General features: G+C 62.4%; 23 protein-coding genes and 1 other RNA gene. 9 read left to right on the top strand and 15 right to left on the bottom strand.

The window, feature by feature from the left end; all coding sequences use genetic code 11:
• Positions 1-118 precede the first annotated feature (118 nt).
• Positions 119-1,063: a tRNA (adenosine(37)-N6)-dimethylallyltransferase MiaA gene (miaA, locus tag NKJ89_RS13495; protein ID WP_352603012.1), complete on the bottom strand. Its 945-nt coding sequence runs from the start codon at positions 1,061-1,063 to the stop codon at positions 119-121.
• Here miaA and serB point away from each other — a divergent pair.
• Positions 1,053-1,940 (top strand): phosphoserine phosphatase SerB, encoded by an 888-nt coding sequence (serB, locus tag NKJ89_RS13500; RefSeq protein WP_352603014.1) that lies wholly within the window; start codon positions 1,053-1,055, stop codon positions 1,938-1,940. The genes miaA and serB overlap by 11 nt on opposite strands.
• The gene (locus NKJ89_RS13505) at positions 1,937-2,512 is read left to right on the top strand and encodes a GNAT family N-acetyltransferase (RefSeq protein ID WP_023757080.1); all 576 of its coding nucleotides are present in this window, start codon (positions 1,937-1,939) and stop codon (positions 2,510-2,512) included. The genes serB and NKJ89_RS13505 overlap by 4 nt, the downstream gene beginning before the upstream one ends.
• 46 nt (positions 2,513-2,558) lie before the next feature.
• Here NKJ89_RS13505 and NKJ89_RS13510 read toward each other — a convergent pair whose 3' ends face one another.
• The 6 genes from NKJ89_RS13510 to NKJ89_RS13535 all read right to left on the bottom strand — a co-directional run bounded on the left by NKJ89_RS13510 (position 2,559) and on the right by NKJ89_RS13535 (position 8,254).
• Positions 2,559-4,076 (bottom strand): DegQ family serine endoprotease, encoded by a 1,518-nt coding sequence (locus NKJ89_RS13510; RefSeq protein ID WP_023757079.1) that lies wholly within the window; start codon positions 4,074-4,076, stop codon positions 2,559-2,561.
• 191 nt (positions 4,077-4,267) lie between these two features.
• On the bottom strand, positions 4,268-4,456 hold the full coding sequence (locus NKJ89_RS13515) for a DUF2065 domain-containing protein (protein WP_352603016.1): 189 nt from the start codon (positions 4,454-4,456) through the stop codon (positions 4,268-4,270).
• A 6-nt stretch (positions 4,457-4,462) separates the two neighbouring features.
• On the bottom strand, positions 4,463-5,431 hold the full coding sequence (gene hflC / locus NKJ89_RS13520) for a protease modulator HflC (protein WP_023757077.1): 969 nt from the start codon (positions 5,429-5,431) through the stop codon (positions 4,463-4,465).
• On the bottom strand, positions 5,431-6,552 hold the full coding sequence (gene hflK / locus NKJ89_RS13525; RefSeq protein WP_352603018.1) for an FtsH protease activity modulator HflK: 1,122 nt from the start codon (positions 6,550-6,552) through the stop codon (positions 5,431-5,433). Before hflK ends, hflC begins: the two co-directional genes overlap by 1 nt.
• Positions 6,553-6,719: 167 nt before the next feature.
• Positions 6,720-7,238 (bottom strand): dihydrofolate reductase, encoded by a 519-nt coding sequence (locus NKJ89_RS13530; RefSeq protein WP_352603020.1) that lies wholly within the window; start codon positions 7,236-7,238, stop codon positions 6,720-6,722.
• The gene (locus tag NKJ89_RS13535; RefSeq protein WP_352603022.1) at positions 7,238-8,254 is read right to left on the bottom strand and encodes a DUF4424 domain-containing protein; all 1,017 of its coding nucleotides are present in this window, start codon (positions 8,252-8,254) and stop codon (positions 7,238-7,240) included. The genes NKJ89_RS13530 and NKJ89_RS13535 overlap by 1 nt, the downstream gene beginning before the upstream one ends.
• Positions 8,255-8,384: 130 nt before the next feature.
• Here NKJ89_RS13535 and cobF point away from each other — a divergent pair, with 130 nt between their 5' ends.
• Complete coding sequence (cobF, locus tag NKJ89_RS13540) at positions 8,385-9,185, top strand: precorrin-6A synthase (deacetylating) (RefSeq protein ID WP_352603024.1); 801 nt, start codon at positions 8,385-8,387, stop codon at positions 9,183-9,185.
• A 23-nt stretch (positions 9,186-9,208) separates the two neighbouring features.
• Here cobF and NKJ89_RS13545 read toward each other — a convergent pair whose 3' ends face one another.
• The 6 genes from NKJ89_RS13545 to NKJ89_RS13570 all read right to left on the bottom strand — a co-directional run bounded on the left by NKJ89_RS13545 (position 9,209) and on the right by NKJ89_RS13570 (position 13,766).
• Positions 9,209-9,550, bottom strand: a complete 342-nt coding sequence (locus NKJ89_RS13545; protein WP_023757072.1) for a winged helix-turn-helix domain-containing protein — start codon at positions 9,548-9,550, stop codon at positions 9,209-9,211.
• Between the two features lie 81 nt (positions 9,551-9,631).
• Positions 9,632-10,744 (bottom strand): molybdenum ABC transporter ATP-binding protein, encoded by a 1,113-nt coding sequence (gene modC, locus NKJ89_RS13550; RefSeq protein ID WP_352603025.1) that lies wholly within the window; start codon positions 10,742-10,744, stop codon positions 9,632-9,634.
• Entirely contained in the window at positions 10,741-11,445 is a 705-nt protein-coding gene (gene modB, locus NKJ89_RS13555; protein ID WP_352603027.1) for a molybdate ABC transporter permease subunit, read from the bottom strand. Before modB ends, modC begins: the two co-directional genes overlap by 4 nt.
• Before the next feature lie 26 nt (positions 11,446-11,471).
• The gene (modA, locus tag NKJ89_RS13560; RefSeq protein ID WP_352603029.1) at positions 11,472-12,266 is read right to left on the bottom strand and encodes a molybdate ABC transporter substrate-binding protein; all 795 of its coding nucleotides are present in this window, start codon (positions 12,264-12,266) and stop codon (positions 11,472-11,474) included.
• Positions 12,267-12,500: 234 nt separating this feature from the next.
• Complete coding sequence (locus NKJ89_RS13565; protein ID WP_352603031.1) at positions 12,501-13,295, bottom strand: thymidylate synthase; 795 nt, start codon at positions 13,293-13,295, stop codon at positions 12,501-12,503.
• Positions 13,296-13,454: 159 nt separating this feature from the next.
• Positions 13,455-13,766, bottom strand: a complete 312-nt coding sequence (locus NKJ89_RS13570) for a DUF2853 family protein (RefSeq protein WP_352603033.1) — start codon at positions 13,764-13,766, stop codon at positions 13,455-13,457.
• Positions 13,767-13,934: 168 nt separating this feature from the next.
• Here NKJ89_RS13570 and ssrA point away from each other — a divergent pair.
• Positions 13,935-14,294: a transfer-messenger RNA gene (gene ssrA, locus NKJ89_RS13575) on the top strand.
• 143 nt (positions 14,295-14,437) lie between these two features.
• Here the strand turns inward: ssrA and NKJ89_RS13580 are convergent.
• Entirely contained in the window at positions 14,438-15,643 is a 1,206-nt protein-coding gene (locus tag NKJ89_RS13580) for a multidrug effflux MFS transporter (protein ID WP_352603035.1), read from the bottom strand.
• 186 nt (positions 15,644-15,829) lie between these two features.
• Here NKJ89_RS13580 and NKJ89_RS13585 point away from each other — a divergent pair, with 186 nt between their 5' ends.
• From NKJ89_RS13585 to NKJ89_RS13600, 4 genes are all read left to right on the top strand, one after another.
• Positions 15,830-16,519, top strand: coding sequence for a TetR/AcrR family transcriptional regulator (locus NKJ89_RS13585; RefSeq protein ID WP_352603037.1), 690 nt, complete (start codon positions 15,830-15,832; stop codon positions 16,517-16,519).
• Positions 16,520-16,637: 118 nt separating this feature from the next.
• Positions 16,638-17,174, top strand: a complete 537-nt coding sequence (locus NKJ89_RS13590; RefSeq protein ID WP_023757062.1) for an SspB family protein — start codon at positions 16,638-16,640, stop codon at positions 17,172-17,174.
• A gap of 16 nt (positions 17,175-17,190) precedes the next feature.
• On the top strand, positions 17,191-17,388 hold the full coding sequence (locus NKJ89_RS13595; RefSeq protein WP_352603039.1) for a DUF4169 family protein: 198 nt from the start codon (positions 17,191-17,193) through the stop codon (positions 17,386-17,388).
• A 10-nt stretch (positions 17,389-17,398) separates the two neighbouring features.
• Complete coding sequence (locus NKJ89_RS13600; protein WP_352603041.1) at positions 17,399-17,623, top strand: ribbon-helix-helix domain-containing protein; 225 nt, start codon at positions 17,399-17,401, stop codon at positions 17,621-17,623.
• On the opposite strand, the gene NKJ89_RS13605 is transcribed toward NKJ89_RS13600, so the two are convergent.
• Positions 17,620-19,422 (bottom strand): chloride channel protein, encoded by a 1,803-nt coding sequence (locus NKJ89_RS13605; protein ID WP_352603043.1) that lies wholly within the window; start codon positions 19,420-19,422, stop codon positions 17,620-17,622. The two genes, NKJ89_RS13600 and NKJ89_RS13605, sit on opposite strands and share 4 nt — an antisense overlap.
• A 154-nt stretch (positions 19,423-19,576) precedes the next feature.
• Here NKJ89_RS13605 and NKJ89_RS13610 point away from each other — a divergent pair, with 154 nt between their 5' ends.
• A complete protein-coding gene (locus NKJ89_RS13610; protein WP_352603045.1) occupies positions 19,577-20,008 on the top strand; it encodes a MarR family winged helix-turn-helix transcriptional regulator in 432 nt (143 codons plus the stop codon).
• The last annotated feature ends 73 nt before the right edge of the window (positions 20,009-20,081 follow it).

The raw sequence follows: 20,081 nt of genomic DNA on the forward strand, positions 1-20,081 counted from the left end.
GGAAAAGTACCCCACTGACCTTATGGCATGGGAGGGCTTACGGAGGGTTAATTGGGACAACCGCAACGAGAACCTATCCTTGCAGATAAACTTTTTAGGTTGCAATTGAAACAGCCAATCAGATCGTGGTTTCCAGATCATCACCGGGGCGCAATCTCAGCCATTCCGGCCCCAGTTGATGCCTGAACCAGGTCGTTTGCCGCTTGGAATATTGCCTGGTGGCGATCTTGGCGCGTTCGATCGCCTCGGGAAAGCCAATCTCTCCCGCCATCGCGGCCTGCAGTTCACGAACGCCGATCGCCTTCATCGCCGGCAATTGGGGGTCGAGGCCAAGCGCCGATAGTCGTTTGACTTCGTCCAGCGCGCCCTTGTCCAGCATCTGGTCGAAGCGCTTTTCGATGCGGTCGACCAGCGCCGCCCTGTCCGGCTCGATGACGAAGAAATGCGCGGTCTCCCTGTCGATGAGTGGCTGGCCGCGTTCTGCCTGCCATTCCCGGATCGAACGGCCCGATGCGTCGAGCACCTCCAATGCCCGCACGATGCGCTGGCTATCGGTTGGCTTGAGCATCATGGCGGCCGCCGAATCCTCGCGCAGCAGCAGGCTGTGCAGCTTGACGGCGCCCTGCTCCTTCAGTTCGTAGCGCCACCGGTCCCGAACCCGCTGCGGAATATCGGGCATTTCCGAAATGCCCTCGGCCAACGCACGGAAGTAGAGCCCGGTACCGCCGACAAAAATTGCGGGCCGTTCGGAAAGCGCACCGTCGTCGATCAGCTTAATCACGTCGCGCAGCCATGCGCCGGTGGAATAGGCTGTGGCCGGGTGGACATGGCCGTAGAGAAAATGCGGCGCGCGGGCGAGGTCGGCCGCCTCTGGCCGAGCGGTCAGCACATCGAGCACCGAATAGCCTTGCATGGAATCGGCATTGACGATCACGCCGTCCTTGCGCTCGGCCAGATCGAGCGCCAGCGCCGACTTGCCGCTGGCGGTCGGCCCGGCTATCAGGATCGCGTTCTTCACGCGGCCCTCGTCCGCATGTTCGCCGGAATGTTCCATGCCGCTCATCGCCACGCTTGTTTCCCATCCCGCTGACCGCGCCTTGTCGCTGTCGCTTGCGAATATGGCGTCACGGTCAGTCGGCGCAAGCGCTGTTGTCTGGCTTGCCGAAGGAATTGCCTGCGATCTTGTGCTGCCTGAGATTGCTGACGCCGCCGACACGAGTGCCGCCTTGCGCACGGCACTCGCCACCGAGGCGGTCGACGTAATCGTCCAGCGGGCCGAGACCCGCCGCAAAAAGATCCTCATGGCCGACATGGACTCAACCATGATCGACCAGGAATGCATCGACGAGCTGGCCGACGAGATCGGCGTCAAGGATCGTGTCGCCACCATCACCGCGCGATCGATGAACGGCGAGATCGCTTTCGAACCGGCTCTGCGCGAGCGAGTGGCACTGCTGAAAGCCCTCGACGCCGCCGTGGTCGACCGCATCGTCGCCAATCGTCTGACGCTGGCCTCAGGCGGCCGCGCGCTGGTTCAGACCATGCGCGCCAACGGCGCCTGGACGGCACTCGTGTCCGGCGGCTTCGAGGTCTTCACGACGCGAATCGCGGCCATGCTTGGCTTCCACGAGAACCGCGCCAACCGCCTGCTCGAACAGGATGGCCGCTTCACCGGGCTGGTCGGTGAACCGATCCTCGGCCGCGCCGCCAAGGCCGAAGCGCTGATCGAAATTTCAGCGCGCCTTGGTCTGACGCCCTTTGACGTCATCGCCGTCGGCGACGGCGCCAATGATCTCGACATGATCCGCCTGGCCGGCACCGGTGTTGCGCTTCATGCCAAGCCGACGGTGGCGGCACAGGCAAAGGTTCGCATCGACCATGGCGACCTGACCGCATTGCTCTATTTGCAAGGCTACAGGCAGGAAGAGTTTGTGCAATGAAACCAATGCGTACCGAGCGCCTGATCCTGCGCAACTGGGAGGATCGCGACCGTGAACTGTTCCACCGGATCAACTCCGACGAACAGGTGATGGAATTCTTTCCGTTCCGCCACGACCGCGCCGCCACGGATGCCAAGATGGACGAGTGGCGAGGCGTGATCGACCGCGACGGCTATGGCTTTGCCGCCGCCGAGATCATCACCACCGGTGAGTGCATCGGCTTTGTCGGCATCACCGGAACCGACCATATGCCGTTCCTGCCGGCGGGTACCATCGAGATCGGCTGGCGGCTGGCGCCTGAATTCTGGGGCAAGGGCTATGTCACTGAGGCCTCGGAAGCCTGGCTGGACTACGGCTTCGAAACGCTCGGCCTTGGCGAGATCGTCTCCTTTGCCGTCGGGAACAACCGCCGCTCCACAGCCGTCATGGAGCGCCTCGGCATGACCGCCGACCCGTCCGCTGACTTCGACCACCCCGGCATTCCCGCCAGCCAGCCCGCGCTCAAGCGACACGTGTTCTACCGGCTCTCCCGCGCCGCTTGGGAGCAAAGAAGAAAAAGGGCGGCCCGCTAGCCGCCCTTCCATTCTAGATGAGAATTCTGCCGGATCCTTCCGGACTTCAGTCCATCCGGATCGTGACGAACCTGAGCTCGCCGGTCTTCGACGCCAGCATCAAGAGCGCATTCTTGCGTCCCTGTTCCTTCAAGGCGCCGATCCGATCCATAACATCCTTGGGCGTGGCGACCGATTCCTGTGCGATCTCGGTGATCACTTCGCCCGGCTGGATACCGCGTTCGGCGGCAGCAGAGTCCTTGGTGACGTCGGTGATGACGACGCCGGAAACATCGCCCGCAATGCTGAACTTCTTGCGCGTCTCGTCGTTCAGTTCGCCGACCGTCATCCCGAGCACCGAGGCCGTGGAAACGGCCGGGGCCTTTTCACTCTTGTCCTGATCGGTGTTGCCACCCTGTTCGCCGCTGGCGAGCTTTTCGCCGTCCTCGAGCCGCCCGAGCGTCACTTTCACGGTCTGCTCGACGCCCTTGCGCACAATCAGCACGTCGACCGCCTTGCCGACCGGGCTTTCGGCGACGACGCGCGGCAGATCGCGCATTTCATGAATGTCCTTGCCGTCGAATTTCAGGATGACGTCGCCGGCCTGAACTGTGCCATTGTCGACCGGACCACCCTTGATGACGCCGGCAACCAGCGCGCCCTTGGCAGTCACCATGCCGAGGCTCTCGGCGATGTCGTCGGTCACCGGCTGGATACGCACGCCGAGCCAACCGCGCCGCGTCTCGCCGAACTGGCGCAACTGGTCGACCACGCCCGAGGCGAGCTGCGAGGGAATGGAGAAGCCGATGCCGATCGAGCCGCCGGACGGCGAAATGATGGCGGTGTTGATGCCTATGACCTCGCCGGCGCTGTTGAACAGCGGGCCGCCGGAATTGCCGCGATTGATCGCGGCATCGGTCTGGATGAAGTCGTCATAGGGGCCGGAATTGATATCGCGGTTGCGGGCCGAGACGATACCGACCGTCACAGTGCCGCCGAGGCCGAACGGATTGCCGATCGCCATCACCCAGTCGCCGACACGCATCTTGGTGGAATCGCCAAACTTCACCGCCGTCAGCTTGTGTCCTTTCGGATCGACCTTCAGCACCGCGACATCTGTCTTGGTGTCGGTGCCGACCAGCGTTGCCTTCAAGGTAATGCCGTCGGAGAAATTGACTTCGATGTCGTCGGCGTCGGCGATCACGTGGTTGTTGGTGACGACGATGCCTTGCTCGGCATCGACGACGAACCCGGAGCCCAGCGACTGCACTTTCTGCCCGCTATTATCCTTGTCGCCGCCGCGGTTCTTGAAGAAATCGTCGAAGAAATCCTGGAAGGGCGAACCCTCTGGCAGCTGCGGCATCGGCACGGCACCCGGACCTTCGGTACCCTTCACCGTCTGCGAGGTCGAGATGTTGACCACCGCGCCGAGCAGGCCTTGCGCCAGATCGGCGACCGAAGCAGGTCCGTCAGCGGCAAATGTCGGTGTCACGAAGGACGGGACAGCGACGGCGCTGACAAGAAGTGCCGCAGCGCCCGCGATGAACGTCCGCCGTGCCGCGCGCAAAATTATGTTGGATGTCATCGAGAAGCCTCCCGGTATTCCTGAAAAGAAAAGCGCTTCGACGAAAACGCCGCGTCGCGCCATGTTGGCAAAAAATACGGCACGTTTGCGGCTATGACTATCGGCAGAGGATAAATCATCCGTTATTCCCGGGATCGAGGCTCGTATCGCGGATCGAAACCAGTATCCCGAAAACCGGAAGCTCACCGGCCTCATATGCCTCGCACCAGCCAGACGATCCCGACGCCAATGGCGATCGCCGCCAACCCGGCAATCCGCAACGCATTCTCGGGCAGCGACAGCACTTCGGTTGCAAGCCTCTTGGCAAGGCCGGGAAAGCCGCCATAGACCAGACCCTCTATGACAAGGACGAGGCCAATGGCGGCGAGAAAATCCTGCACCGGCCGCTACTGGCCGGTACTGGGCTGTACCGCCGGGGCGGCAGGTGCCGTTGCCGGCGCGGTTGGCGCAGCCGACCCCGGCTTCGCCGGCGCCTCCTTGCCGTCTGGATCGCGGAAGAAGCGGAAGAACTCCGAACTCGGCGACAGCACCATCGTCGTCCCGGTGTTGTCCAGCGCCGTTCCATATGCATTCATCGACCGGTAGAAGTCGAAGAACGCCGGATCGCGCTGATACGCTCCCGCGAAGGTGGCACTGCGCTGGGCTTCGCCTTCGCCGCGCAGGATCTCCGACTCTTTCTGAGCTTCGGCAACGATCTCGACCACTTCGCGATCGGCGCGGGCCGTGATGCGTTGTGCCGCTTCATTGCCCCGCGCCCTCAGCCGCGCAGCCTCAGCCAGACGTTCCGCCTTCATGCGGTCGTAGGTTTGTTGCGAAACCTCGGCGGTGAGATCGGTGCGACGAATGCGGACATCCTCTATCTGCAGGCCGAGCGACGTGGCGTCTGGCCTAAGCTGATCGCGGACTTCGCGCATCATCACGGCACGCTGTTCGGAGAGCGCGGCCTCGAAATCGCGCAGACCGTAGACGCGGCGCAAGGCAGCGTCGAGACGCGTCCTCAGTCGCGCTTCGGCCAGTTCGATCTGACCGGACACGGCGGAGCGGAAGACGCGCGGATCCGAGATGCGGTAGGCGATGAAGGCGTCGACCTCATAGAACTTGCCGCCCGACACCTGGACACGGATGTTGTCGAGATCAAAGCGCAGCACCCGGTTTTCGATCAGTTGCACCGTATCGGCGTCGAAGAACGAGAACGGCGCCTTGAAGTAGATGCCCGGCTCGCTTTTGACGTCGACGATCTCGCCGAACCTGAGCACAAGCGCCTGCTGGCGCGCATTGACCACGAAGACCGACGAATAGAGCAGGAACAGGATGACGGCCGCTGCGACGACGATGACGGGAAGACGGTTGGCCATCATTGGTTACCTCCCGTAATGCCACCAGGCGTGGCCGGTGCCTGCGCCTTCGGCTGCAATGCCGGCAGTGGCAGATAGGGAACGACACCTTGGCCGTTGCCCTGCTCGACGATCACCTTGCTAGAATCCTTCAGAACCCTCTCCATGGTTTCCAGGTAGAGGCGCTTGCGCGTCACGTCGGGCGCCTTGGCATATTCGTCATAGACCGAGATGAAGCGCTGTGCCTCACCTTCAGCTTCCTGCACGACCCGGTTCTTGTAGGCGGCCGCGTCTTCGCGGACCTGTGCGGCTTCGCCGCGCGCCTGGCCGAGCTTCTGGTTGGAGTATTGGTTGGCCTGCTCGACAAACTTGTCTTCGTCCTGTTCGGCGCGCTGCACCTCGTCGAACGCATCGGCGACTTCGCGTGGCGGTGCCGCATCCTCGATCGAGACGGCATTGACGTTGAGACCGGCCTTGTAGCCGTCCAGCGTTGTCTGGATGATTTCACGCACCGAGGCGGCGATGCCCTGGCGGTCGTCGCGGAAGATGTCCTGCGCCGGCCGGCGTCCGACGGCTTCGCGCATGGCGCTTTCGGCGACCTGCCGCAGCATGCCGTCGGGGTCGGACACGTCGAACAGATACGACCTCGGGTCGGAGACCTGATAGGCCACCGAGAACTGCACGTTGACGATGTTCTGGTCGCCGGTGAGCATCAGCCCGGACGTGTTGCCACTCGTCGCGCCACCGCCGCCGATATCGACGAGTTGCTCGGAAATCTTGGCCGTCTCGACCGTTTCGAGCGGCCACCAATGGAAATGAAGGCCCGGCTGCGACAGCTCGGCCTTCGGCTTACCGAAGCGCAGTTCCACCGCGACCTCGTCGGGCTGCACGGTGTAAACCGCTTTGAAGGCCCACAGCACCACGAGTGCCGCCGCGATCAGTGCGAAGATAGCCGGGCTTGCGCCGCCGCCACCCGGCAGGGCGCGCCGCAGCCGGTCCTGGCCGCGGCGGATGATGTCTTCAAGATCGGGAGGCGAGCCCTGCGGGCCGCTCGGTCCCTTTGGTCCCTGCCCCCAGGGTCCTTGATTGCCGCCGCCGCCCCATGGGCCGCCGCCACCGCCACTTTTATCGTTCCAGGGCATAAATGTCCTTTCGCTTGGAATTCCCTCAAGCGCCGGCATTTCGGCGCAAAATCCAGTATGTTCTTCTATAGGGACGCCGCGAGGCGCTTTCAACGCGATGCGCTGTCAGTTCGTCCGATTTGGTCCGGTCGCGACCCTTTGTCTTCCTTCGATGCCCTTTTTGCCATTCAATGTCTCGCGCGCCGGCGCTCGTAAACCGAATAGCGCGTCGCGTGACTGTCCTTTTCCCCGGCTGGAACGTCCTGGGAGCTGACGACGCGCCAGGAATCCGGATCGATCGGCGGGAAATGCGCATCGCCGTCGACCGTTGCCAGTATATGGGTGACATGCAGCCGGTCGGCCAGCAGCAGCGCCTGGCTATAGATTTCGCCGCCGCCGATTACACAGACCTCGTCCACCCCGGCCATGCAGCGGCCGCGTACCGTTGCCAGCTGAATCGCGGCTTCGAGCGAGTGCGCGACCTCGACGCCGTCGGCGCGCCAGGCCTTGTCGCGGGTGACCACGATGTTCAGCCTGCCGGGCAGCGGCCGGCCGATGCCTTCATAGGTCTTGCGGCCCATGATGATGGGTTTGCCCATCGTATCGGCCTTGAAACGCTTGAGATCGGTGGAAAGACGCCAGGGCAACCCGCCGTCTCGCCCGATCACACCGTTCTCGGCAATGGCAACGTATATTGCGACATGCATCAGTTGGCGTTCCCATCATTGCGATCCGACGGTTCGAGCAGAAGGATGTCGATGTCGTGCTCTGGATCGAAATCATCCGCCGTCATCTCGAATGTCGTCGGCCCGACCTTTTTGACATTGTCGCCGCAGAACGAGACCAGGGCCCTCGGATTGCCCTTGTCAACCGTCAGTTTGAACTTGCCGATCGAGCCCGCTGCCCAGTTGCCGCCTGTGGTCAGGATATAGGCGATCCGATTTTCATAATACTTTGAATAGCCGTCGGCGTCGTCCTTGGCCGCCTTGCGCACCGCGTTCTCGAACGTGTCGTCCATGCAGTAGCGCGTCTTGTAGGTCGCGTACTGCCCCTGGAACTTGCCGTCGTAGAAAAAGCTGACCGAAGAGGTGCCGCCGACGCTCGGCTTGTAACGGTGGGAAACGTGGACGTCCTTGTTGGCCGGAAAGGTTGAGCGCCACCAATAGGTCGAACGCAATTGCCAGAATGGCGTGTAGACCTTCTTCGCCTCCGCACCGTCGCCGCCGGTGTCCTCGATGATGATGCCGCGGTTGACCCAGTCATCGGTAACCGCTTGAGGCAGCTTGGCCAGCGCCGCCTTCGCCGCGTCGCCGAAAGGATAAAACGGCACGTTCTGCGCCTTCAGATCGGCGCTGATGTCGATGCCGAGCGCGAACACCTTCTGCTCGAGCTGCGGCTTTGCCGGCGCGCCATCGATCGTCACCTCAAAGCCGAGGAAATTGTCGCTCTGATCGTTGGGCAGTGCCGGCCTCTCTTCGGGGTCGCCTTCGATGTCGGGCATCGGGAAGGCAACGATGGCGTCGACATCCCGATCGGTGTTGTTGTGGAAGACGTAGTCGACCGTCACCTTTTCCGGCGAGATAAAAAGATCCTCGCTTTGCATCGCCACGGCATCGCTGCGCGACAGGATCAGGCCGCCAGTGCCAAGTTCGGCAACTGAATCATTGGCGAATGCGGGCGCAGCCAGCAGGGCCAGCGCGGCGGTCAGAACATATCGCAACATGAAAGCCTCCTCGGCTGGAATGCTTACAGACCCTAGCCGTTTCACCGTGGCGTTTCAAAGCCCTTCCGTATCCGCGGGTAAGCCCAATTGGTCTGGACTAACAGGTTCCGATCGGGCAGGAGTTCGCTCCATGCGCAAGCTTCTCGTTATCGGCATCGGCGCCGGCAATCCCGACCACATGACCGTGCAGGCCATATCAGGCCTGAACCAGGCGGACGTGCTGTTCATTCCCGACAAGGGCGCGAAAAAGAACGACCTTGCCGACCTGCGCCGCCAGATCTGCGACCGCTTCGTGACCAACCCCAAGTCACGCCGCGTCGAATTCGACGTTCCGGTGCGCGACCTGCCAGCAGAAGATGGACCAGTAGAAGATGGGCCGGCCCCCTCCTATCGCTCGACGGTCGATGCCTGGCATGAAGCCATCGCCTCGATCTACGAGGACCTGATCCGCGACGAGATTGCCGGGGATGGCTGCGGCGCCTTCCTGATCTGGGGCGATCCCTCGCTCTATGACAGCGCCTTGCGCATCCTCGAGCGGGTGCGCTTGCGAGGTAACGTGGCGTTCGAGCTTGAGGTAGTACCCGGCATCACCGCCATTCAGGCGCTCGCCGCCAGCCATAAAATGGCGCTGAACCGGATCGGCGATTCCGTCCTCATCACCACCGGCCGGCGCCTGACCGAGGAAGGCTTGGCCGACAATTCCGGCAGCACAATCGTCCTGCTTGACGGCAAATGCGCCTTCAATACGCTGGAAGACAAGGACGCTGTCATCCATTGGGGCGCCTATCTCGGCACGCCGGACGAGATTCTCATCTCTGGCCGACTCGGTGACGTCGGCGCCGAGATTGAGAGAACCCGCGAAGAAGCCCGCCGGAAAAAGGGCTGGATCATGGACACCTATCTGCTTCGCAAGCCTAGTGAACAGGACTAGTGCCTACTGCCTACTGCCCTCCCCTAACCCGCATCAATCTCCGCCTGTAACGCCTCCATATGTGTCGCTGCAGCGGCCGAAGCCGCACGCTCGATGGCGCGGAAGCGGCTGACCACGGCGAGCCCCGCGCCCGTCAGTTGCGCGCCGCCGCCCTTGCGGCCACCGGTCTGTGCCGCCACCAGTGGCTTGCCGAATACCCGGTTCATGTCCTCCACCAGGTCCCAAGCGTGCTTGTAGGACATTTCCATGCCGCGTGCGGCGGCCGAGATCGAGCCGAAGGCGGCGATCTGCTCCAGGAGTTCGATCTTGCCCGGTCCGATGCGCCCGTCTGGATCGAGATTTATCCGCAAGCTCAACGACGGCATTTTTTCTCCTCCGCAGTCACGCCCAATCCCATACTAGAGACTTCCCGGCGAAACCGCTATTCCAAAAAGACATAGCGACGATCATCCGTCCGCCTCACCGGGCAGGCCGGCGCTGGTGCTGGCCCGGTCGAAGCTCACCGTCTTGACCACCGCGAAAACCTTGCCTCCGAGATGAAGCTTCAGCGTCCGCCGCGACTGTTCGGTGATGCGGGCAAGCACGGTTGCGCCGTTGCAGTCGATGCCGACGTCGACCGCCGGGCTCTCGCCGGAGCTTATCGCGGTAATGGTTCCCGGCAGGATGTTGAGCGCGCTGAGCCCTGCCGGATGTTCGGTGGCGATCATCACATCGCGGGCGCGTATGCGGATGCGCACAGCCGCCCCCGCCTTCATCGCCAGCCGTGGCACACGGATCTCACCAGCCGCCGATCCGAGCACGGTCATGCCGAAAGTCTCGTCGTGACGCAGCACCCTGGTGTCCAGCACGGCGCCCCCCTCGCCGCGTTCTTCCGCCGGCAACAGGTCGAGCCTTTGCATGACTGCCTCGGTCGGACCGCTGGCGATGACATGGCCTTGCGCCAGCATCACCACGTCGCTTGCCAGCCGCGCCACCTCGGCGACCGAGTGGCTGACATAGACGATCGGGATTTTCGTCTCGTCGCGCAGCCGTTCGATATAGGGCAGGATCTCGGCCTTGCGCGCCTCGTCGAGCGAGGCCAGCGGCTCGTCCATGAGCAGCAATCCAGGGCTGGCAAGCAGCGCCCGGCCGATTGCCACACGCTGCTTCTCGCCGCCCGAGAGCTTTGCCGGTCGCCTGTTCATGAGCGGGCCGATGCCAAGCAGGTCGATGACGGCATCCATATCGGCATAGCGCTCCGCTGGCGGCGTGAACCAGCGGCCGTAACGCAGATTGCCGGCAACACTCATATGCGGAAACAGCCGCGCATCCTGGAAAACCACGCCGATACGGCGCTTGTGCTTCGGCACGAAGATGCCAGCATTGGTGTCGACCAGCACGCGGCCGTCGACCTCGATGCGTGCCTTGTCGGGCTGGATCAGCCCGGCGATCATGTTGATCAGCGTCGTCTTGCCCGACCCCGACGGTCCGAACAGTGCTGTCAGCCGCCCTGCGCTTTCGAAGCGGGCGTCGATGGCAAATCCGCCCAGCCGATGGCCGATATCGACGAGAACGCTCATTCGATGTCCATCCGCCGGCCGACACGCCGCGCCAGCACTTCCGAAGCCACCAGAGCGGCCATGGAAATGACGATGGAAATCAGCGTCAGCCGCAGCGCCCCTTCATCGCCGCCCGGCACCTGAGTGAAGGTGTAGATCGCCGACGGCAATGTCTGCGTCTCGTTGGGAATGTTGGAGACGAAGGTGATGGTCGCGCCGAACTCGCCCATCGCCTTGGCGAAGGACAGGATGGCGCCGGCGATCAGCCCAGGCAGGATCAGCGGCAAAGTAATGGTTGCGAAGACCCAGGGAGGGTTGGCGCCGAGCGTTCCCGCCGCCGCCTCCATCTTGCGGTCCACCGCCTCGATCGACAGCCGGATCGCCCGCACCATCAGGGGAAAGCCCATGACGCCGCAAGCCAGTGCCGCACCCGTCCAGCGAAAGGAGAAAACAATGCCGAAATGGTCGGCCAGGAAGGCGCCGGCCGGCCCGCGCCGGCCAAAGGTCAGCAGCAGCAGATAGCCGGTCACCACGGGCGGCAGGATCAGCGGCAGATGCACCAGCCCGTTGACCAGGGTCTTGCCCCAGAACTGTCCTCGAGCAAGCAGCAGCGCGATCAATATGCCTGGCGGCAGGCTGGCGAGCATCGCCACCGTTGCCACCTTGATCGACAGCCGGACCGCATTCCATTCGTCGGGAGTGAGGTCCAGAAGCCAGTTCATATTGCGAGATGAAGCCCCTTGGAAACTCAGTTGCTCGGTGCGAGCACGGTAAAACCCTGATCCTTGAACAGCCTACCGGCCTTCGGCGACTGCAGGCATTTCAGGAAAGCCGGCGCATCCTTGTCCTTCGAATCGGCGATCTGGGCAACCGGATAGATGATCGGCGGATGCGAATCCCCCGGGAAGGTGCCTACCACCTTGACGCCCTTTTCGGCGTGCGCGTCGGTGGCATAGACGATGCCGAGGGCTGCCTCACCTGTTGAAACCAGCTTGAGCGCCGCGCGCACATTCTCGGCCTGCGCCACCTTGCCCTCGACCGAGGACCAGACGCCGAGCGATTCGAGCGCGGCCTTGCCGTACTTACCGGCCGGCACCGCTTTGACGTCGCCCATGGCGAGCCTGCCGTCGCCGATCAGCTTGGCGAGGTCAAAACCTTTCTCGATCTTGGTTTCAACAGCTGAGTCCTTCGGCGCCACCAGCACGATCTCGTTGCCGAGCAGCTTTACTTCGGTGTCCGGCTTGGTCAGCTTCTTGTCGGAGAGATATTTCATCCAGTCGAGGTCGGCCGAGATGAAGACGTCGGCTGGTGCCCCGCTCTCGATCTGCTTGGCAAGCGCCGAGCTTGCGGCATAGGAGACCGTCGCCGCCTCGCCGACATCGGCCTCGCAGGCCTTGTTCACCGCATCGAGCGCGTCCTTGAGGCTGGCTGCGGCAAACACCACCACCTTGTCTTCCGCATGTGCTGCCGGCACCGCCGTCATCAACGTCGCCGCAAGACCGCCGATGGCGATCACCCTCAGTCCAAAACCATTGCGCGTCATGGAAAGTTCTCCCTGGTTCGAATCCGATCTGCTCGAAGCCTGACCACCGATATATCCGCGCGAATATAACAAGGGAAGGCCCGGCAGCACCACTTCGCATCCCGGGATCGACATTGGCGGCGCCATCGTCACCGCTCGATCACCAAAGAGCCCGTCGGTGGACAACGCGTCGGACGTGATGGCCAGCATCGACTGATCGGCGCCTGATTTCAGGGTTGAGTAAAGCGCAGGGGTTTAGACCGCGATCGGCGCCTTGATCGACGCGTCGGCGACGTAGTTTTCCAGCCGGAAATCCTCGAAGCGGAAGGCGAAGAGGTCCTTCACCTCTGGATTGATCCACATCGTCGGCAACGCCCTCGGCGTGCGCCGCAACTGTTCGCGCGCCTGCTCGAAATGGTTGGAATAGAGGTGCGCGTCACCAAGCGTATGGACGAAATCGCCGGGCTTCAGCCCGGTCACTTGCGCCACCATAAGCGTCAGCAAGGCGTAGGAAGCGATGTTGAACGGCACGCCGAGGAAGATATCGGCCGACCGTTGATAAAGCTGGCAGGAAAGCCGCCCTTCCGAGACGTAGAACTGGAACAGGCAGTGACAGGGCGGCAGCGCCATCGCTTCCACCTCGGCTGGATTCCATGCCGAAACGATCAGCCGCCGCGATTGAGGGTTTTTGCGTATCTCCTTGAGAAGGTTTGCAATCTGGTCGATCGAGCCACCATGGCCGTCCGGCCAGGAGCGCCATTGCTTGCCGTACACCGGGCCGAGGTCGCCATTCTCGTCGGCCCATTCGTCCCAGATCGAAACGCCATGGTCGGTCAGGTATTTGATGTTGGTGTCGCCGGCCAGGAACCACAGAAGTTCATGGATGATCGACTTGAGATGCAGCTTCTTGGTGGTGGTGACGGGAAAGCCGCGCGCCAGATCGAAACGCATCTGGTGGCCGAAGACGGAGCGCGTTCCGGTGCCGGTACGGTCGCCGCGATCGGCACCGTTATCCAGCACGTGCTGCAGGAGGTCGAGATATTGGCGCATCGGTTCCGGCTCGATTCGGTTGTCCAGCCATCATAGCTGACGGACAGGCGGCCGAACACCAGAAAGCAGTGTAAATCCTGCCCGAAGGTCGCCAGTCCCCAACAACATCATCGGCTGGCGCAAGGCTCGCGCCAGCCTCCGCAAATTGACTCGCGATCGTCAGAGGGAGCCGAGCTTGCCCAAATCCTTCGCAACCAGGTAGTAGAAAGTCACCCGGCTTTTGGTGTTGTCGGCAGACATTGCCTTGCAGGTCTTTTCGATTGCCGCATCGGCCTTCGCCGCGTCGCTGATGCCGAGTTTCTTGGCGACCCAGTTGTCCCTGACGCGCCCAAGCTCCTTCGGGTCGGTGCAGGACACCAGCGAGGAATCGCGGTTCCTGAGCGCAATCCCCAGATGCTTTACGATCTTTTCGACCGCATCCGCACTGGCGCCAACGTCGTATTTCTTCACGTCTGCAAGATAGTCGGCCATCAAAATTCCCCTCGTCGGCGCCACGGATCCGATCGATGAGGGTTGTGGCGCGCTGCTGCAACGTGTGCGCTAGGTCGATAACTCCTCACCATAGCAAAGCTTCGGTGGAGACCGCGCCCAAGTCAACCCTTTGGAGACGCGGTTTGACACGGGACAAAGTGCCATTGCGGCCTTTCATTTCTCGCGATGGGCCCCTATATTCAGTTTGTCGGCTTGACCGACTATGGCGATAAATGGGCGATGAAATAAGCCGTTCGGACCCGGGGGCGGTACCCGGCGCCTCCACCAAAAGCCGCTGTTGGCGACAGAGCGGTTTTTGCTGGGGGCGAAATAGGATCGACGAAGGTGTAAAGATCGTACTTTTGCCCGGCATAGTACCACCGTTATCGGGCTAAACCTGTAGTTGCAAACGACAACTATGCGGAAGCACGTCTCGCCGCGTAAGCGGTGCGATAGCTTCAATTCAAGCCCTAGGGGTTCGCACTTCTAGGCGGGGTTCGGAGGTACCTGGCAACAGAAACCTCCACTTCTCCCCTCCTCCTTCGATTCTGCGTCACGTGCAACGGCAGCTTCCGGTTGAGGAGCGTGTCCGCTTCATCCTCGGCGTAGCTGGCCTGCGGGCATAAAAAAGGCCGGACGAACCCGGCCTTTTTTCATGCGTTTGCGCTTGCCTATTCCGCCGGTGCCTCGACCGTCTCGCGCGAACGGCCGAGCGTGACCTTGGCCAGTGTGAACGAGATCACCGCGCAGAGCGTGATGCCGGCCACCATCGGCAGCGGCGTGCCGTCGAAGAACACGCCGGCAACGCCCATGGCGAGCGCGCCGATGGCGAAATGCAGCGTGCCCATCAGCGCCGAAGCCGTGCCGGCGATCTCGCCATGTTCTTCCATGGCCAGCACCGAAGTGGTCGGGATGACCAGACCGAGGAAGCCGTAGCCGACGAACAGCAGTGCCGCCATCACGTCGAGCCGGTCGATGCCGGTCGCCATCACTGCAAACAGCACCACCATCGTCGTGGCATAGCCGGTCACCGCGACGCGCACCACGCGCCGCAGCCCGAACCGCTCGGCCAGCAATCCCGTCAACTGGGACATGCCGATGAAGGCAACCGCATTGATCGAGAAGAACACGCTGTAGACCGAAGGCGACAGCCCGTAGTGATCGATCAGGATGAAGGACGAGCTCGACAGATAGACGAAGAAGCTCGCAATGCCGAAGCCGGCGATCGCCACAAGGCCAAGGAAGTTGCGGTCGCCCATCAGGAAGCGGTAGCCGGCAAGCGCGGTGCCGAAGGAGGAACCGACGCGTTCTTCCGCCGGGCGCGTCTCCTTGAGCGAGGTTGCCAAAAGGATGGTAGCCAGCAGTGCCGCACCCGTCACGGTCCAGAACACGGCGCGCCAGCCGAAATTCTCGATGATCTGGCTGCCGGTCAGCGGCGCCAGGATCGGCGACACCGAAAACACCAGCATCAGCAAGGATATCAGCTTGGCGGCCTCGTTGCCGGTATGCAGGTCGCGCACGATGGCGCGCGGCACCGCCATGCCGGCGCTGGCGCCAAGCCCCTGCAGGAAGCGGAAAGCGATCAGCCATTCGATGTTGGGCGCCATGGCCGACCCGATGCCGCCAACCATGAACAGCGCAAGGCCGCCATAAAGCGGCAGCTTGCGGCCGACCATGTCTGAGATTGGCCCGACGACAATCTGGCCGAAGCCCATCGACAGGAAGAAGATCAACAGGCTCATCTGTACGGCAGCGGTGCCGGCGTTGAGATCGGCGCCGATCGACGGCAATGCGGGCAGATACATGTCGATGGCGAACGGGCCGATGGCGGACAACAGGCCGAGCACGACCGCAATGCGGAGGAATTTGGGACTCATGATAAGGGCTTCTTTCAAGACTGGTTGCCGCCGCGGGCGACGTCTAACCTAGGACGTTCCATCCCATGAGATTCCGACACCTCAAGAGCGAATTTTGTTCGTCTCTGCGGGCGAAATCTCTTCATTTTATGTCCACAAATTTAGACAGTCTTGTCTAATTCGTCAATCACCTCTATATAGTTTTTTATGAAGCTGCACGTCTCTCCTGACACTTTCCCGCCACGCGGCCATGAGGCCAAGCGTCTGTCGATCGTCGATTCCGCAGCTGCCGTGTTTTGCCGCGAAGGGTTCGCTGGTGCCAACATCGATCTGATCGCAGCCGAAGCCGGCGTTTCGCGCCAGACCATCTACAATCATCATGGTGACAAGGAGAAATTGTTCGTCGCGGTGGTTCGTGATCTGACCGAACGCTGCAATGCCGGCATCTTCGCCACCATCGCTACCTTCCCCGATCAGCCCAAGGATCTCGAAGCGGATCTGATTGGCTTTGCCGTTCGCTTGAACCAGAACTGCATCTGCAGCCGTGACGGAAAATTCCTGCGCAAGTTGATCCAGACCGAAGGCGAGCGCTATCCCGAACTGTTTGCAGAGTGGCGCGAACAGGGACCGGGCAGGACATGGCCGGCGATCGCCGCCCGCTTTGCCCGCCTCGCCTATGGCGGTTACCTTGCGATCGAGGACCCCGATGTGGCGGCACGCCAGTTCCTTGGCCTCGTCAATGCCGAACTGCAGACGACCTTCATGCTTGGCGGCTCGCCGCGCGAGGATGAAGTGGTGCAATCCGCGACAAATGGCGTGCGCACCTTCCTGCGCGCCTTTGGCAAGCGCCGCTCCCCGGCATCGGTTGAGAAGCAGACCGCGCTCGCCGGCGCCTGAGCGATCAAATCGGTGGCAATAGTCCTCGTATCGGTGCGGTGGCGGTCTATATCAGGTTTACGCCGCCCTAAAGCTTGATTACAGCTATGCGGACGATTCAACGGAACCCGACCACCACATGGCCGACGACCACATTCGCTATGACATTCTGGCCCAGGAGGCGTTGCGCGGCGTCATGCGCAAGGTCCTGGCCGAAGTCGCGCGTACCGGCCTCCCCGGCAACCACCACTTCTTCATCACCTTCCTGACCGGTGCACCGGGCGTGCGCGTGTCATCGCGTCTGCGCGAGCGCTATCCCGAGCAGATGACCATCGTCATCCAGTTCCAGTATTGGGACCTGAAGGTGACCGACACCGGCTTCGAGGTCGGCCTGTCCTTCTCCGACGTGCCGGAGAAACTCGAAATCCCGTTCTCGGCCGTGCGCGGCTTCTACGATCCCTCGGTCAATTTCGAGCTCGAATTCGACGTCAAGACCGATGCTCAGCCCGACGAGGAACCGGCAACACCGACACCCGAGCCGCTGACCATCGTCTCCGAGAAAAAGCCGAAGGCCGAAAAGAAGGCTGCCGCCGAGGCGGAGAAGAAGCCTGCGGCGGCGGACGCCGCCACCAAGGGCGCCGAAGTGGTCTCGCTAGACGCCTTCCGCAAGAAATAAGCCCGCAGTTAACGCCATGGCCGATATCGTCAATCTCCGCCAGGCTCGCAAGCAGAGGGCGCGGGACGAAAAGGTGCGGATCGCCCAACAGAACCGGGCGTTATACGGCCGCTCCAAAGGTGAGAAGCAACGCGACCACCTGGTCGCCGACCAGGCCGAGAAATTCGTCGCTGGTCACCGCCGCGAGCCATCCGGCGTCGAAAGCGAGCAATGAGCGCTCCGCAGTGAGCGCGGTCGAAAAGCGCTCGGTGACCATTCGCGGTCACCGCACCAGCTATTCGCTCGAAAAACCCTTCTATGACGACCTCGTCGCGATCGCGGCCACGCGGCAATTGACGCTCGCCGCTCTTGTCGCCGAAGTCGACGAGACGCGGCCTCGCGACACCAACCTGTCCTCGGCGCTAAGGCTTTATGTGCTCGAGTGGGTGAAACGCGGAACGAATTTCTAGAGGCTTTCGACCACGTCTGCCTTTTTTCCGCGTCTTGTGCCGAAGCCTAGCAAGGTCGAGCGGTCACGCTCTTCGGCCTGCTTCCTCGACCTCACGCGCATCAGATCCTTCCAGCCGACATAACCGACCAGTCGCAGGCCTTCACGGCTAACGACTGGCAGATGGGAGACATTGGCCATCAACAGCTTGTCGGAGAGGCCTTCGAGATACTCGTCCGGATAGGCCAGCGTCACCTTGCTGCCAGCAAGCAGCTCGCCAAGCGTCGTGGTGCGGTGCCTGCCGGCACGTCTCCAGCGCAGGATCGCCGGCGGATCGATGAGACCCAGAACATGCCCGTTCTCATCCACCACCGGAAAACTCGGATGCCGTGTTTCCGGCGCGGTCAGAAAGGCTGCTGCGCCATGCAGCGTCATCGTCGCCGGCACGCTTTCGACCTCAGATGTCATCACCTCGCGCACTCTGGTCGAGGCGAACGGATCGACACGGTATTCGCGAACCAGATGGTGTCCCCTTCTGGCAATCTTCTCGGTCAGGATCGACCGCTTCATCAAAAGCACGGTGACGGCGTGCGCCGCGGCGCAAGCCGCGATCAGCGGCACCAGTATATGCGTATTGCCGGTCAGTTCGACGGCAAAGAAGGTGGCTGTCAACGGCGCGCGCATCGTGCCGCCCATGGTGGCGGCCATCGCCAGCAGTGCCCAGAAGCCCGGATCCGCCGCGGGCAGAACGCCGGCCAGCACCGCCCCCATCGCCCCGCCCATGATCAGCAGCGGCGCCAGCACGCCTCCCGACGTTCCCGAGCCGAGCGCAACCGACCAGATGATGGCCTTCACCACCAGAAGGAGGAATGCCGCGGTCGCGATCGTGCGGCCGTCCAGCATGTCAGTGATGTTGTCATAGCCGACGCCGAGCGCGTGCGGCTCGATCAGCCCGCCTATGCCGACCACCAGACCACCCAGCATCGGCCACCACATCCAGTGGATAGGCAGCTTCTGGAAGCCGTCCTCGCAGGCGTAGACCATCTGCGTCAGCAGCCCCGACAACAGGCCTGCCGCGACCCCGATCGCCACCCAGCCGGCAAGGCCGACAAAGGATACCTCCATACCGCCCTGAAACGGAAAGATCGGTCCGGGCAGATGCAGCATGGTGCGCTCGACCTGGGCAATGATTGCCGCGACCGCCACCGGAATAAAGCTGCGCGGGGTCCATTCGAAAAGCAGCAGTTCAACGGCCAGCATGATGGCGGCGATCGGTGTCCCGAAGACCGTGGTCATTCCCGCCGCCGCACCTGCAACCAGCAGCGTCTTGCGTTCGGTATCGCTTACCGGCAGCATCTGCGCGATCAGCGAGCCGATCGCGCCGCCTGTCATGATGATCGGACCCTCGGCGCCAAAGGGCCCGCCGGAGCCGATCGAAATCGCCGACGACAATGGGTTCAGGATCGCCACCTTGGCATCGAGCCTGGAACGCCCGAGCAGGATCGCCTCAATGGCCTCGGGAATGCCGTGACCGCGGATTTTCTCGCTGCCGAAGCGCGCCATCAGGCCGATGATCAGCGCGCCGATCACCGGGACGATGACGGAGGCATAGCCAAGCGGCGTGTCTTCGAGTCTCAGGTCGGCGAGCGTGAACTGGCCGAAATAGGCGATGTTGGTGGCCAGCCGGATCAGCTTCAATAGCGCGATGCCGGCAACCAGTCCGGCCGTCGCCACGACCACCGCAATGGCGGCAACAAGCAGCACCCTGGCATCAGTCGTGAAATCACGCAGATGCTCCGGGTTCGAGTGGTGGATCTTCATGGCGGGCTTTGCTTCCTGGCGGCGGGCCGTATGTGGTTGCGGCACGGTCGAAAGGCCAGCCGGGTTTGTCGGTGGCTATGTATCGTAACACGATATATTTGTTCAATCCGGTTTCGCCCGAAATCCGTTTGAGTTTTCGTCGGAAAACGAACACATGTCTGATATGTCGCCGCCACAAAAACCACGCCCTGCCATCAGCCAGGCCGACTACCAGCGGCTTTCCGAGTTTCGCTACCTGATCCGCCGCTTTCTCGAATTCAGCCAAATCCAGGCGGAAGGCGCCGGCCTGACGCCGCGCCAGCATCAGGCGCTGCTGGCAATCAAGGGTTTCCCCGGCGGCGGGCCGGTGACGGTTGGCGATCTGGCCGAACGCTTGCGCACTCGCCATCATAGCGCCGTCGAGCTGGTCAACCGCCTTTGCGAGGCAGGGCTGGTCGCTAGAAATCAGGACAAGGACGATCATCGCCGCGTGCTGCTGCAGCTGACCGAGCGCGCCGACGATTGTCTGGCCGAGCTATCGGCGGCACATCTCGACGAGCTGTCGCGCATCGAACCGATGTTGAGGCGGCAGCTCGATCGGGCGTGAAGCCCAGATGCACGGAAAGAGCTATTTTCCCGTCACCCGGAATCCTTTGGCTTCGCCGCAACGTCTCGGACAT

This window comes from Mesorhizobium sp. M0047, from assembly GCF_040323315.1.
Classification (GTDB): domain Bacteria; phylum Pseudomonadota; class Alphaproteobacteria; order Rhizobiales; family Rhizobiaceae; genus Mesorhizobium.